Origin of the sequence: Spirosoma aureum (genome assembly GCF_011604685.1) — a bacterium.
GTDB lineage: Bacteria > Bacteroidota > Bacteroidia > Cytophagales > Spirosomataceae > Spirosoma > Spirosoma aureum.
Map to the genome: position 1 here is coordinate 7,113,897 of NZ_CP050063.1, position 13,296 is coordinate 7,127,192.

At 44.2% G+C, this 13,296-nt stretch carries 15 protein-coding genes; 7 read left to right on the plus strand and 8 right to left on the minus strand.

The annotated features are described in order from the left end of the window. Positions 1-132: 132 nt before the first annotated feature. From G8759_RS28270 to G8759_RS28285, 4 genes are all read right to left on the minus strand, one after another. Positions 133-1,308 (minus strand): RNA polymerase sigma factor, encoded by a 1,176-nt coding sequence (locus G8759_RS28270; RefSeq protein WP_394353265.1) that lies wholly within the window; start codon positions 1,306-1,308, stop codon positions 133-135. 115 nt (positions 1,309-1,423) lie between these two features. Beyond that, positions 1,424-1,771, minus strand: a complete 348-nt coding sequence (locus tag G8759_RS28275) for a YciI family protein (protein WP_167215985.1) — start codon at positions 1,769-1,771, stop codon at positions 1,424-1,426. A 303-nt stretch (positions 1,772-2,074) separates the two neighbouring features. Continuing rightward, positions 2,075-2,527, minus strand: a complete 453-nt coding sequence (locus G8759_RS28280) for a carboxymuconolactone decarboxylase family protein (RefSeq protein ID WP_167215987.1) — start codon at positions 2,525-2,527, stop codon at positions 2,075-2,077. Positions 2,528-2,750: 223 nt separating this feature from the next. After that, positions 2,751-3,521 carry an AMP nucleosidase gene (locus G8759_RS28285; RefSeq protein ID WP_162386531.1) on the minus strand — a complete coding sequence of 257 codons (771 nt, stop codon included), beginning with the start codon at positions 3,519-3,521 and terminating at the stop codon, positions 2,751-2,753. Positions 3,522-3,629: 108 nt separating this feature from the next. On the opposite strand from G8759_RS28285, the gene G8759_RS28290 reads away from it, so the two are divergent. Beyond that, the gene (locus tag G8759_RS28290) at positions 3,630-4,073 is read left to right on the plus strand and encodes a type I restriction enzyme HsdR N-terminal domain-containing protein (RefSeq protein WP_167215989.1); all 444 of its coding nucleotides are present in this window, start codon (positions 3,630-3,632) and stop codon (positions 4,071-4,073) included. Positions 4,074-4,248: 175 nt separating this feature from the next. Here the strand turns inward: G8759_RS28290 and G8759_RS28295 are convergent, their stop codons facing one another. The 4 genes from G8759_RS28295 to G8759_RS28310 all read right to left on the minus strand — a co-directional run bounded on the left by G8759_RS28295 (position 4,249) and on the right by G8759_RS28310 (position 7,971). Continuing rightward, positions 4,249-4,854 carry a YceI family protein gene (locus G8759_RS28295; protein ID WP_167215991.1) on the minus strand — a complete coding sequence of 202 codons (606 nt, stop codon included), beginning with the start codon at positions 4,852-4,854 and terminating at the stop codon, positions 4,249-4,251. Between the two features lie 49 nt (positions 4,855-4,903). Continuing rightward, a complete protein-coding gene (locus G8759_RS28300) occupies positions 4,904-5,359 on the minus strand; it encodes a MarR family winged helix-turn-helix transcriptional regulator (protein WP_167215993.1) in 456 nt (151 codons plus the stop codon). A 61-nt stretch (positions 5,360-5,420) separates the two neighbouring features. After that, entirely contained in the window at positions 5,421-7,310 is a 1,890-nt protein-coding gene (locus G8759_RS28305) for a BamA/TamA family outer membrane protein (protein ID WP_232074323.1), read from the minus strand. A gap of 193 nt (positions 7,311-7,503) precedes the next feature. Next, positions 7,504-7,971, minus strand: coding sequence for a GNAT family N-acetyltransferase (locus G8759_RS28310; RefSeq protein ID WP_317166735.1), 468 nt, complete (start codon positions 7,969-7,971; stop codon positions 7,504-7,506). A gap of 156 nt (positions 7,972-8,127) precedes the next feature. Here G8759_RS28310 and G8759_RS28315 point away from each other — a divergent pair, with 156 nt between their 5' ends. The 6 genes from G8759_RS28315 to G8759_RS28340 all read left to right on the plus strand — a co-directional run bounded on the left by G8759_RS28315 (position 8,128) and on the right by G8759_RS28340 (position 13,251). After that, the gene (locus G8759_RS28315; protein WP_167215997.1) at positions 8,128-8,721 is read left to right on the plus strand and encodes a Maf family protein; all 594 of its coding nucleotides are present in this window, start codon (positions 8,128-8,130) and stop codon (positions 8,719-8,721) included. Positions 8,722-8,886: 165 nt separating this feature from the next. Continuing rightward, positions 8,887-10,458 (plus strand): alpha-amylase family glycosyl hydrolase, encoded by a 1,572-nt coding sequence (locus tag G8759_RS28320; protein WP_167215999.1) that lies wholly within the window; start codon positions 8,887-8,889, stop codon positions 10,456-10,458. Between the two features lie 52 nt (positions 10,459-10,510). Then, positions 10,511-10,732, plus strand: a complete 222-nt coding sequence (locus G8759_RS28325; protein ID WP_167216001.1) for a DUF433 domain-containing protein — start codon at positions 10,511-10,513, stop codon at positions 10,730-10,732. Then, entirely contained in the window at positions 10,729-10,887 is a 159-nt protein-coding gene (locus G8759_RS28330; RefSeq protein WP_167216003.1) for a DUF5615 family PIN-like protein, read from the plus strand. Before G8759_RS28325 ends, G8759_RS28330 begins: the two co-directional genes overlap by 4 nt. A 354-nt stretch (positions 10,888-11,241) precedes the next feature. Further along, positions 11,242-12,828, plus strand: a complete 1,587-nt coding sequence (locus G8759_RS28335) for a hypothetical protein (protein ID WP_167216005.1) — start codon at positions 11,242-11,244, stop codon at positions 12,826-12,828. 75 nt (positions 12,829-12,903) lie between these two features. Beyond that, positions 12,904-13,251, plus strand: a complete 348-nt coding sequence (locus G8759_RS28340; protein ID WP_167216007.1) for a hypothetical protein — start codon at positions 12,904-12,906, stop codon at positions 13,249-13,251. The last annotated feature ends 45 nt before the right edge of the window (positions 13,252-13,296 follow it).

A 13,296-nucleotide genomic window follows, 5' to 3' on the forward strand; every position in this document is an offset into this window, starting at 1 on the left:
GTTTAGCGCGTAGTGGAGTGAGGGCAGGTTCTTCAACCTGCCCTCTGCTGTTTTGAGAAACGCATCGGCGAACCGTCCTCGCCCTGTAGGTTTTAAGAAATGGCCATCATATCAACTGTTTTTCAGCCGAATTCAAGAATCGATTAGGCTAGAAATAGTTTTAAGTAGAAGTGCCTTGTCGGCCGAGGATTTGGCGAGCGTCAGGGCTTTTTCGTACTGTATTAATGCTTTGTTATTATCCAGGTTGGTATACAGATTTCCCAGCAATGAATAATAAAAATAATTGTCCGTGAGCTTTAGTTTCTCGGCTTCACGTATCGCTTCCTGTTTTCCGTTGGTCTTGGCCAGGGCAAACGTCCGGTTTAAGGCTGCAATGGGTGAGTATTCTAAAATGAGTAGGTGATTATAGAGCTGCAATATATTTTCCCACTTTTCAGGGGTATCCTCTTTATGAGTATGCCAATAAGCAATGCCCGCTTCCAAATGATACGTTGATAGTTTTGTACCGATCGAAGCCTGGTTTAAATAATACGTGCCCTGGTCAATCAGATCCTGATTCCAGAGGGTTTCGTCCTGATCCTGATAGAGGATAATTTCACCCTGTTCATTGGTTCGTGCTTCAAAGCGGGACGCGTGAAAACACATCAGGGCAAATAATGCATTAACGGCAGGCTTAGCCGTGGTTTCATTCTCGACCAGCAACTGCGTTAAACGCATGGCTTCTGCGCACAGATCTTTACGCAGGGGGATGTTTTGAGACGTTGAGTAATAGCCTTCGGAGAACAATAAATACAAGGTTGTCAAAACCGTTTCCAGTCGGTCATTTATTTCAGATAGAGTTGGTTGCTGAATCTTTATCTGGCTTTCTTTCAGCTTTTCCTTCGCCCGGTTTACGCGTTTATAAATAACATCTTTGCTCGTTAAAAAGGCGTCAGCTATTTCCTGAATGCCAAAGCCACAAAGTAAATTGAGAGCAAGGGCAATTTGTGACTCACTGGAAATACAAGGATTACAAACCGTAAAGATCATAGCCAATTGGCTGTCGGCAATATTTTTAATGGACAGGTCAAGATCAATTTCTTCGCCCTGCGGTGCATTATAGTTCAGGTCGGCAGAAAGTTTCTGCTCAAAAAGTGTATTCCGTTTTAGATAATTCCTGGTTTTATTTTTTGCCACAGTATAGAGCCAGCCTGTCGGGTTTTCGGGCAATCCTTTCAGACTCCACGATTCAGTGGCCGAAAGAAATGTATCACTAACAATATCTTCAGCTTGCTCAATATGTTCAATACCAAATAAATAGCAGAGCACAGATACTAGTTTTTGGTACTCTGTTCTAAATAAATGGGGCAACAGTTCGTTCGCTTCCATACCTATTTGACCACTGTCTTTTTACAAAAGACAGTGGTCTGTTTAAGTCAATCCATTAGGCAGTTGGCATTGCCATCCGCACTTCCACAACGGCACCCCATTTTAAAACGGGGCAGCCTTTTGCAATTTCGACCGCTTCGTCATAATCCGATGCCCGAATCAATAACAGTCCCCCAACCGATTCTTTAATTTCAGCATAAGGTCCATTTATTACGGTATTATTTTGCTTTATAACCCGGCCACCCAGGTCCCAGCGTTTGGGTGGATTAACCAGTTTGTTTTGAGCCGCAATTCCACCGATCCAATCCTGAAACGGCTTGATGGAAGCTTGCATCTGTTCTGGTGATGGCGTAGCGTCTTTACTGGTCAGATCTCTATGGATTACTATTAAGAATTCGTTCATGTCAAGTTTTTTTAGCGATAGGAATTCATTAAAGTCTTATCAAACAGGAAAGATATAAACCGGGTGAACGCATAATTTATGGCCGATTCGGCAAACTATAGATTCACCCGGTTTTATCAGTTTACGTCTTCACAAAGATTGGCATAACCAGCCTCCTTACCGGATTGTTCCGATGCGTGGATTAGATAAGTGATCGATCGGTTAATGCTACACCAAAGTAGGATGCCTGTATCTGGCGGGAATCCGGAGATTCGGTCGAACATTCGGGCAATGCCACCGACGAGTTCGAAAAGCAGGGTTGAATCACCCAAATTGCCCGACTTGATAAGTACCCGGCGTATTGGGGAAGGCAAGGTTAAAACGGTTCCAGGAGTTGATGCTGGTAACAGCAAGCGTCAGATCGATCAGTTCTTCCTCCGAAAATTGTTCGTTGGCCTGACTGTACACCTCATCAGGTACATGACACTGGTTTACAGCTTCTGCCCAGGCTAATGCCGCCCTTTCCCGGTCGGTGTAATAGGGCGTTTCGCGCCAGGCGCTTAAACCATACAACCGTTGTTCGGTTTCGCCTTTGGCCCGTGCATCTTTATAATGCATATCAAGGCAATAAGCACAACCATTCAGTTGTGATACCCGGAAATAGACCAGTTCTCTAAGCGCGGGCTCAAGGGGTGATTTTTTCAAATAAACACCCATACCATAAAGTGTTTTCAGGGCACTTTGCCCTTTTTCGTGGACGTTCAGTCGCTGTTCCATTTCGTTGAAAAGTCAATTTGTACACACCAATGACAATCGAGTTTTCTGAATTGGACAATATGGCTAAACTTTTTTTTCGGTGTGATTGATCAATTGGTTTACGATGCACCTAAGTACCTAAACGAAACGTCTCCTGTGCATTAGCTCTGCTACTGGCAAGTAGAGTTAATGCACAGGAGACGCAGCAAGGCTCTTTGTTGAGACATTGCAATCCAATCAGGCTCTATTCAAACTTTAAATGTTTAACCGAATCGCCGGATGATTCGAGTTCAAGCAGGGCATCGATCCCAATTTCGAGGTGTTTGTTAACGAATTGCCCGGTTACTCGTTTATCGCTTTCTTCCGTTTTAACCCCTTCTGGCACGAGGGGGTTGTCAGAAACCAACAGCAATGCTCCGTGCGGGATAGAATTTACGAAACCGACGGTGAAAATAGTGGCGGTTTCCATGTCGATAGCCATCGTCCGAATTTCGCGGAGGTAGTTTTTAAACTCCTCATCGTGTTCCCAAATACGCCGGTTGGTGGTATAAACCGTACCCGTCCAGTAATCCAGTTCGTATTTTTTTATGGTTGACGAAACCGCGCGCTGCAATCGAAACGACGGCAATGCCGGAATTTCGGGTCGCATGTAGTCGTTGCTGGTTCCATCGCCACGAATGGCGGCAATGGGCAGAATCAGGTCGCCAATCTGCGTTTTTTTAAGGCCACCGCATTTTCCTAAAAACAAAACGGCCTTCGGTTCGACAGCCGACAACAGGTCCATAACCGTTGCCGCCATGGGGCTGCCCATCCCGAAATTAATGATCGTGATGTTATTGGCCGTTGCCGTTTGCATGGCTCGCCCCATACCAAATATCTCTACGTTAAATTTCTGGGCAAACAGATCGACGTAATTGATAAAATTGGTCAGCAAAATATACTCACCGAATTGTTCGATTGGGGTGCCCGTATAACGTGGCAACCAGTTCTGGACTATTTCTTCTTTGGTCTTCATCCTAGTAAACGTGAATGAGTGAAACCGGTGCGCCGGGCCGAAGCAAAAGCAATGATAAAAAGAATATATCTTTTACTCATTCACTCTTCCGCCTTTTATATTTGGAACATGGTTACGCTGAACCTGCCTGATTTTGATTGCAAAACTAAACAAGTCGACGGGAAACCGTATATTTTCGATTTGTTGCGCCGAAAGTATGTCCGGTTGTCGCCCGAAGAATGGGTACGACAACATATCGTCAACCTGCTTCTTACGCATTATAGCTACCCCAAAGCATTGATTCGTACCGAAGGTGGATTGACGTTGAACATGACCCAAAAACGCACCGATGTGGTAGCCTTTGACCGACAGGGACAGCCTTTTCTGGTCGTTGAATGCAAAGCTCCTCACATTCCACTGACCCAGGCCGTATTTGACCAGATTGCCCGGTATAACCACGTTCACAATGCTCCTTATCTGGTGATTACGAATGGGCTAACGCATTACTGCTGCGGTATCGATTATACCACATCCGAAGTCCGGTTTCTGGATGATTTTCCGGCGTTTGTATAAACTGTTGGGCATCACCCGCCAGCTTTTCCGTATGGTTCCTGATACAATTCCGTTTCAAAACGCCACAAAAAATCCCCGACACTATTGAGCGTCGGGGACTTTTTACGATTTAACCGTTTCAGCTTATTTTACTGAGGTTCAGTTTAAACAGGGTCTGTCTAATGCCGAGCCGGATTTATTTGGCAGCAACAACTTTAATTTCTACCGTGAAATCATCGTAGATCGCTTTATCACCAATGTTTTCGAAGAAGGATTTCGAACCATAACGAATGTCATATTTCGTCCGGTCGAGCGTTGCTTTACCACTGGCCTCAATACCATTGGCGGTTGTTTTAACCGTTGCCGGGAATGTAACAGCGTTAGAAATGCCTTTGATGGTCATGTTGCCCGTAATGTCGTATGCGTCACCACCTTTTGGCGTTACTTTCGTGATTTTGAACGTTGACGTCGGGAATTTCGCGGTGTTAAAGAAATCTTCAGACTTCATGTGCCCGATGAATTTGGCATTGTAGCCAGCATCGGTCAGGTCCGTACAAACGATGCTGTTCATATCAAACGTGAACGTTCCGCCCGTTAGTTTGCCACCATCTATTGCCAACGAACCATCCGTTAATTTAACCGTTCCAGAGTGTTCACCCGTTACTTTCTTACCATTCCAGTTTAAAACACTTTTCTGTGTATCTACTTTAAATGTAGATACCTTTTTTGGGCCAACAAAAGCCGATGTTCCAGCCATTACTGCTACGGCAACCAGCCCTACTAAAAATTGACGCGTTTTCATTCTACTTGTTTTGTTTATTGGTTGTATATTGAATTGAAAGTGATGCTACTTATGCCCGCAATTTATCGAGCAACTGGCTGAGATAGACAGCCTCTTCTTCTGTAAGCTTACTACGATGGTTTTCGTCCAGATCAGATTGATGGATATCCAACCGTTTGAGTAATGCCAGTCCTTTGTCGGTAATGACAACATCGACTGCCCGTCGGTCGCTCGGGCATTCGGTTCTTAACACAAACTTCTTAGCGACCAGTTTGTCAACCAATCGCGATGCGTTCGACATTTTGTCGAGCATCCGTTCGGTAATGTCACTTACTTTCACCGGGTTAGGATACTGGCCCCGCAATATTCGCAGGACATTGTACTGTTGCAAGGTTAACCCGAATGGTTTTAACACGCGCATCTGAGCATCGGCTACCCAGTTACTGGTATACATCAGGTTGACCATTACCCGATGATATGGCGTCTTAAACGGCGTGGTCTGTTTGATGTCGGTTTCTATTGACATGGTGCAAATATAATGCAACAACATTTAATGTAGCAACATTATATACAATTTTATTAGTTCCCTACCGGTAGGGAATAAGTTGAGGAGCTGATAAATCGAAGTCTCTGAAGCGTAAAACAGGTATTCCCTCGAAAGCGAATCGGAATGGATAGGCATTATTCGGGATGTTTGGATAATAGGCTAATCTAATTTGAAAACTATTGAATGTCAAGTTTTCGTTTCGTAATCGAAACCCGATTCCATATCCCTGATAAATAGGTCCTCTCAGAAGCGATCGATCCTGAAAGCTGACCAGCCCTAAATTTGCGAATGAAATAAAAGCGACCCGAAACCCAATCAGATTCAGTTTCGAGAACAGAATGTTTTCATAGTTAATCAACCAGCGATTTGTTCCACGCAGGGCATCATTGTTAATTCCTATTCCGTCGGTATTGATACCGCTTCCGCTACTGCTATTCAGTGTAATGTATTCGTTATCGAATCGGTCAATGCCGACGGTGAATCGGCTATTGAAAAAATGACGCATGTTTCCCCACTTGGTGGTCATGAGCGGACTAAAATAATTTCCTTCCAACGAGAGCACACCCTGTTCAATTCGTTGATTACGAGTATACCCCCCCAGGCTGGCCAACGCATAGAGGTAGCCGGACTTATTGAGGTATTTGCCCTGCGAGAAATTCAAACCGGCATACTTCCTTGGCCCTAACTCCGCGTTATCGAACCCAACGACAACCGATATAGCCTCACCGACAGGGACGTCTTCCGTACGACCAAATCCATAAATGAGTACGTCACGAACGTATTTCCGCCGGGAATACCCTATAGTAAAGAGCGTTGTGCGACTATCCTGATAAAGCTGATTTGTGTCGGCAGTAACTGTCGGCCGCTCAAAATACTCATAATTGGTATTGCGAATGGCCAAAACCAGCCTTGATCGGCCCTTCCCTTCGGCGTCATTCGGACTATAGAAAATTCGAAACGATCGGCCGATCCAGATATCAGAATAGTTATAACTCAGCGGCACCAGCAGCACACTGTCATTACGGGCAACCAGCCGGTTATTTACCCGCGTATGGTTTACTTCAATCGACCCGGCATATTTGGTATCCGGCGTCAGAAAGGGGCGGTATAGACGAAACGCGATCTGTTTCAGATCACGTAAATAAATAAAATCTGCCTGAGCCGTAAGGAATGTTTTGCCAATAAACGGCACAGTGTATCGACCCTGATATTCTATTTTCTGGCGTGGGTCGGCCCCGGAATACGCCACCTGCGCATGGAGCTGATGACCGAGTCCCCGGAAGTTATTCTGTTCAAATCCCAGACTGAACTGGTTCAGCGACCCAACACCGCCGGTAGGCAGAAGCGACCAGACATCCTGTGTGATCACATATACATCCACAAATTGTCGGCTTCCCGGACGCGGCAATACCAAAATACGAGCATCGTGGAAAATTGATGTTGTACGCAACAGCCGCTCATTATCGCGCAATATGGTCGGATCTAATGCATCGCCTTCTTTAAACAGTAAATACGATCGGCGAATAATATTCTCGCGCGTGTTGGTGTGCAGTCGGTTACCGGTTCGTTCTACCCAGTTACCGGGCTGCCGAAGCGTATCATAAACCGATTGCCCAAATACCCCCAGCCGACGAATGTAAATATCCCCAATGATCCGCCCTTCAAAGGGTTTAAATGGATTTACTTCAATCTGACTAACCTCCCCCGTTCTTGCCTGGCTGTTATAAACATCCTGAAAAATCAGATCATACAGTTGCCGCGTCATCCGATGTTTATACATTTTCGCTTTCAGGCGATTGTAAAACAGACTATCGCGCTGGATCAGGGCGGTGTCAATTATTGCTGGTGAGATCTTCGTCGCCAGTGAATCGTTCGTCTTTTTCGATACATAGCGCGTCGAGTCATTCTGTCCATAAGCGCCTATTCCCATTAATGCCACACACCATACCACCCAATGGCTTGGCATACGCAGTAACAGGTTCAGATAGGAGCGGTTCACCGTAACTTTTTTACTTAGAGTGTTAAAACTGCGATTCGTTTAGATAAGATGCGAATTATCTTCAATACGTTATTATCGCCGATTCCGCTGCGTCAATACACATTCCTTATAACGATTTATTAGACTATAACTGTTTCTGCAACCAAAAATCCCGCTGTCGTTCGGAGCCAAACTGGAAATAATGAAACCCAATCCGTTCGAAGCCCATTTTTTGATAAAAGGCCAGAGCGCGTTCGTTACGCTCCCAAACACCGAGCCAAACAGCTATATAACCGGCCTGGCGTGCCCAGTTTAAACAATAGTCCATTAATTGTCGGCCCTGCCCCTGCCCTACCTGGGTTTGTACTAAATAAATACGTTGAATTTCAATCGCCTTGCCACTTCGCCGGAACCCTGAAGTCATTTGCCGGGGTGGCTTCGTTCGTCGAAGTTTTGCGTAGCCAACAGGTGTTTTATCGACCTGTTCGACGATGAAGAATATCGAATTGGGATCGGCCAGTTCGTCTGCAAGGATAGCTGGTGATATAGACGATTGGATATACTCCTCCACAAGCTCAGCGGTGTTGTAGGGCGGGCCAAATGCTTCACGCATAGTTGTAGAAGCAAGCTCAGAAAGCAGGATTGCATCAGCAAGAGTAGCAATTCGGATCGGCAAGTGACGTGATATTTAAAGGTTACAACATGCGATTTACGAATATAGCCCGAAATTTACCCGTAAATCGTACACTCCTATCGTATAAATCAGTACATGCTAACCTTACGCTTCCCACTCGTGCTGGCATCGGGGTCACCCCGCAGAAAACAGCTCATGAACGATGCTGGTTTTCAGTTCACGATTGAAACACGGCCCACCGACGAAACTTTTCCCGAAACGATGCCTGCCGACGAGGTCGCTGAATACCTGGCCCGGCAAAAAGCCGAACAGTTTATGGCCGATACCGGAAATCGAATCATTCTGTGCGCCGATACAGTTGTAATTCTGGACAATCAGATTCTGAACAAACCCCAGGACGAAGAACATGCCCGCCAGATGCTTCGTGCTCTTTCGGGACAAATGCACCGAGTGCGAACGGGTGTTGCGATTCTGGCTCCATCGAGCGATTCGACAACGCCGGAAGTACACTCATTTACGGACGAAACAACGGTTCGGTTTGTGGCACTCAGCGATGAAGAAATTTCCTACTACATTCGAGTTTGTAAACCATTCGATAAGGCCGGGTCGTATGGGGCGCAGGATTTCATTGGGTTAGTTGGCATTGAACGGCTGGAAGGTTCATTTTATACTGTAATGGGCCTGCCAACACACCGGGTTTATCAGGCGTTGAAACCGTATAGCCATTGATGCCATGTTGTAACTCTGTCACAGCTGACTACGAATAATTCAATTCTAGACATTCCTTGTGCAAATCAACAGACACTATAACCAAATTTATCCAAGTTTCATGCTCTTTGCCAAACTCATCACCTGTCGTACTTGTTCTGTTCTAAAATTGCTTAACCCATACTAATGACGGCAACAGCTTCCGTTCAATCGAATCGATCAATTGCTCCAATTAAGCCCGGCTTATTTCCAATCCCTAAACTTCCTACAGGATGGACCGGCGTTCATTACGAAATCTTCGTTCGCTCGTTTGCCGACTCGAACGGCGATGGTATCGGTGATCTCGACGGTGTTACCAATAACCTCGATTATTTAAAGGATCTTGGTATATCGGCAATCTGGCTCATGCCCATCAACCCGTCGCCGACCTACCATAAATACGACGTTACCGATTATTACGGAATCGATCCGGATTATGGCACCATCGATGATTTTAAACGCCTGGTGACCGAAGCCCATCAACGGGGTATTGCCGTTATCATCGATCTGGTATTGCATCATACCAGTATCCGCCATCCCTGGTTTCAGGAAGCATCCAAAAGCCTCGATAATCCATACAGAAACTATTACAAATGGCTCCGTCCCGACGAAATCAAACGGCGTAACCTGGCCACCCGCGACATTACAGCCGACTCAGGCGAACGCAGTCCATGGCATTCAGTACGTGGAGCAACCTACGTTGAACAATATTATGGGATGTTCTGGAGCGGGATGCCCGACCTTAATTTCGATTACCAGCCCGTACGCGATGAAGTGTTCAAGATCGCCCGTTACTGGCTCAACGAGATGGGAGTAGATGGTTTCCGGCTCGATGCAGCCCGTCATCTTTACCGCGAGTCGGAAGAGTCAAAAAACTATGAGTTCTGGGAAGAGTTCGGGCGGGTGGTCGAAGCCGCTAAACCCGGTGCCTACACGGTTGGCGAGGTCTGGACGCGCCCTGATCGAATTGCGCCTTATTTTCGAGGCCTGAAAGCCAACTTCAATTTTGATCTTCAATTGATGATTCCGGAAATAGTTCGGAATGAAAATGATACGGAAGATCTGGTCGAATTTCTGTCGTATGTACATGCCAGCTTTGGAGCCATCAACCCGAACTTTATTGACGCACTGTTGCTGTCGAACCACGATCAGAATCGGATTGGAAGTTTGCTCAGCGGCAATCTAGATCATTTAAAGGTAGCCGCGAATTTGCTGCTGACCTTACCCGGTTTACCGTATCTATATTACGGTGAAGAAATCGGAATGTTGGGCAAGAAACCCGACGAAAACATACGCGAACCATTTCTATGGAACACGCGAGAACACGATACCCAACGGACGCGCTGGCGTCGGGGCAAATACAGCACCAGCCGGACGATTCGTGCAGTGGCGCAACAGCAACCCGATCCGTATTCGCTCCTGAACCATTACAAACGCCTGATTCATTACCGGAATAGTCATTCCATTCTGAATAATAATCTTAGTCGACTGCTTCAGGCTGGTATTCGCCAGGATGGTATCGTTGCTTTTATTCGGCAGGAACCTACCGATGGTAAATGTATTTTGGTGGTTCACAACCTGACCAGCCAACCCATTGACGTCGTATTTTCGCCAACGGAGGAATGGTGTCGGTGTATTGTTTTCGAAACGCTGCCGGGTAGCTCCTTCGCCGATGGTCGGATTACAGTACCGGGTTATGGTTGTGTTGTGGTCGAGTAAGGTCGATTGTGAATACGTATTCCCAGGCTTAGCTTTACCAAAAATCAACACAATGCTTACACGCATCACCATTGATCCAACTGTATGCCACGGCAAACCCACTATCCGTGGGTCCCGGTTATTGGTCACAACCATTCTGGAACTGCTGGCAAGTGGGATGACATGGGATGAAATTCTGGCAGATTACCCAGGTTTGGAATACGGCGATATTCAGGAATGCCTGACCTATGCCGTTCAGTTGGTCCATTTTAGTACACTGTCATTAGCTGCATGACATTTCTTTTCGATGAGCAGCTACCTCATCTACTCGCCAGTTGGCTCCAAACCAAAGGCTTTGATACCCTTCACGTTACGGCTCTACTCACCAACGAGCACATACCTGACAATTACATTTGTGAACGAAGCATGGCTGACGAGAGGGTCGAATAGGCTTTATCATTCTCAGCGACCATAGCCATATTTGTTCAGCAGATTAAATTGTTCTTTTTAAAGAACTTACTAATATATTATAGTAAAACATCACTTAGAAAGCCATCACGATAAGTACCTTAAATGAACATAAAGATACATTATGCTTGATCTTTTAAGGCAATTATATATTGTAACATTAATTCTATTTACGATTACAATTTATAAATTTTCTAATAACGAGCAAATCTAGCTTGTTATTTATATACAACATAGCAAATATTGTTACAAAAAGAAAGCCCAACAGCAGTTTGGCGACCGAAAGTAGGGCTTTCATCAATTGTCTAATGTCAAACACTAAACTTTGTAAAGTTAATGAAAAAGATTACGTATTACCTCAGTATCGGGGTTGTCACATTAATGGCTGCCTGTAATGCCCCAGAAGTTGAAGTAGCTGATACCTCAAATGCACGTATCTCTTTCTCCAAAAAGGATGAGAAAGAAGCCAGAGACGCTTTTGCACAAATATTAGCAAAGGCACTTGTAAGAAAAGAGTTACGAGATTTTTTAAAAGCTAAAGCCCTAGAACAGTTTGATGAAGATTATGACATTTTATTTCACGCTCAGAAAAACCAGATTGTAACAGATAATACTACCTTTTTTGATATCCTCGCTTCCTACAATAGTTCAAAGCAAGATCTTATTGACATTACTGAAAGCCTCCCTAAGTTGACTATTCTTATTCCTGAGCTTTTAAACGAAAGGTATTATAATTCAGCGGCAACATGGGATACTGAGCATTTCATACCCAAAGTGGCCTTTTTTCATATAAATGACGACCGGCACGATGTAACAGCTTATGATAGCAAAGGAAAGGGCCATAAAATCAAGGCGAAAGGAGATCCTGACGAACTAATACTAGTTGTTAAAGATAATGAAAGGATTGAAGTATCTGATGTTAGTCCAAGTGGTCTCCGTGTGTCTTCAAACAAGTATACTGAAAAGGCTCAATGGGATTATTTAATGACTGATAACGGTCGGTATTATTATTATCAAAGTATCAATTTCAACAAATCGAAAAGAAGTCTACGGTCTCAAATTAATAAGAGAGCCAAGTTAAAAGCAATAGGTATTGATTTTAATGTGGGATCAGATTCTCCTGAGTATCGCTCTCATCTTTACCGTCCTGAAGCACCCCGTGGATATGCTTATTATAAGACTTATTATAGTAATGGTCAACTAATGACCAATATGAGTGAACTCTTTCCTGGACAGCTAGACTATACGGTGAAAGATCGAATAGGTTTTTTGCGATTTTTGACTGATGGAAAAATACAGGACATTAGTGAAAACTGGGCAGAAGGTAACTTAGAACTGACTGGTCGAGTACTTATCGCTGGTCGAGTTCCAGAATCTTTCACAAGTCGTTCATTTGGAAATATTTCATTCGAGCGGCTAGCTGCACAGTTCACTGTCCCTGGCTTTGCTGAACAAGTCGAATCAGGATGGGGTAGCGTTTGTGTACCCAATACGTTTTGGGGCTGCCATACTGTTAATCCATATCAGGATAAGTTTAATGAGTATCGAAATAATAATACTTTGTTTGACAACCGTGGTTCATCAGCAAATAGTGGAATATGGTTAGATTGGAGAGGTGCGGAAATATTTACTTGGGACGCTGAAGATTATGGTAATAAAGCGATACTGTTTGTATTAGAAAAAGATGGTAATGTAACTCACACTGAAGAAAGAACTTGGTCAGTTGGCCTTACAGCAGCACCTGCCAAAAAAGATGGCAGCAATCTAAGTTTCACTGGGAATATTGGAGGCAAATCTACGGTGAGTTGGTTAGATGGTGATGACAATGTGTTCGAGCAACAAATTGATTACAACGGGCAGTATGGGGCATTTAAACCACCTGTTAGCACTGGCAACACAGAGTTTATTTTACGCGTGTATTAATTAAAGAATAAAGTGTTTAAGAGAATAATTTTTCTTAGACACTTTATCGAATTTTACTGTAAAATTCCCATAACAATGAGGTCAATTGTGATTATTTTCTTTTTTTGCTTTTTTTTCTTTTCATGCGAAAAGAAAGATATTTTTCGTTCTGAAACGGATGAACGTTTTTCTATCATAAAAGAGGATATTACCAGCATGCCACAAACTCCAATTAGTTTTTATTGGGAGCCTGCTTCATGGGATTCTCTCCAAACTAATCAAATTACTTCTTGTTCAACTGAGGAAGTCCGTTTTGAGTATCCCTATATTATTGCAAACGGCGTTAAATTTCATGCATACTATTGGTCTCGTACACAGAACAAGTTAGTTGGGCATAATCTTAAAGTAGACTTAATACTTATCGCTTTTAATCATGAGAAGTAACTGAATTCACTCAGTATAACATACAATTATATTACCCTCTCTGAG

Excerpts from the sequence above, each read along its gene's own strand:
- G8759_RS28275 (WP_167215985.1), bottom strand. The coding sequence starts at position 1,771 with ATGAACGAATTCTTAATAGTAATCCATAGAGATCTGACCAGTAAAGAC.
- G8759_RS28280 (WP_167215987.1), bottom strand. The coding sequence starts at position 2,527 with ATGGAACAGCGACTGAACGTCCACGAAAAAGGGCAAAGTGCCCTGAAA.
- G8759_RS28285 (WP_162386531.1), bottom strand. The coding sequence starts at position 3,521 with ATGAAGACCAAAGAAGAAATAGTCCAGAACTGGTTGCCACGTTATACG.
- G8759_RS28290 (WP_167215989.1), top strand. The coding sequence starts at position 3,630 with ATGGTTACGCTGAACCTGCCTGATTTTGATTGCAAAACTAAACAAGTC.
- G8759_RS28295 (WP_167215991.1), bottom strand. The coding sequence starts at position 4,854 with ATGAAAACGCGTCAATTTTTAGTAGGGCTGGTTGCCGTAGCAGTAATG.
- G8759_RS28300 (WP_167215993.1), bottom strand. The coding sequence starts at position 5,359 with ATGTCAATAGAAACCGACATCAAACAGACCACGCCGTTTAAGACGCCA.
- G8759_RS28305 (WP_232074323.1), bottom strand. The coding sequence starts at position 7,310 with ATGGGAATAGGCGCTTATGGACAGAATGACTCGACGCGCTATGTATCG.
- G8759_RS28310 (WP_317166735.1), bottom strand. The coding sequence starts at position 7,971 with ATGCGTGAAGCATTTGGCCCGCCCTACAACACCGCTGAGCTTGTGGAG.
- G8759_RS28315 (WP_167215997.1), top strand. The coding sequence starts at position 8,128 with ATGCTAACCTTACGCTTCCCACTCGTGCTGGCATCGGGGTCACCCCGC.
- G8759_RS28320 (WP_167215999.1), top strand. The coding sequence starts at position 8,887 with ATGACGGCAACAGCTTCCGTTCAATCGAATCGATCAATTGCTCCAATT.
- G8759_RS28325 (WP_167216001.1), top strand. The coding sequence starts at position 10,511 with ATGCTTACACGCATCACCATTGATCCAACTGTATGCCACGGCAAACCC.
- G8759_RS28330 (WP_167216003.1), top strand. The coding sequence starts at position 10,729 with ATGACATTTCTTTTCGATGAGCAGCTACCTCATCTACTCGCCAGTTGG.
- G8759_RS28335 (WP_167216005.1), top strand. The coding sequence starts at position 11,242 with ATGAAAAAGATTACGTATTACCTCAGTATCGGGGTTGTCACATTAATG.
- G8759_RS28340 (WP_167216007.1), top strand. The coding sequence starts at position 12,904 with ATGAGGTCAATTGTGATTATTTTCTTTTTTTGCTTTTTTTTCTTTTCA.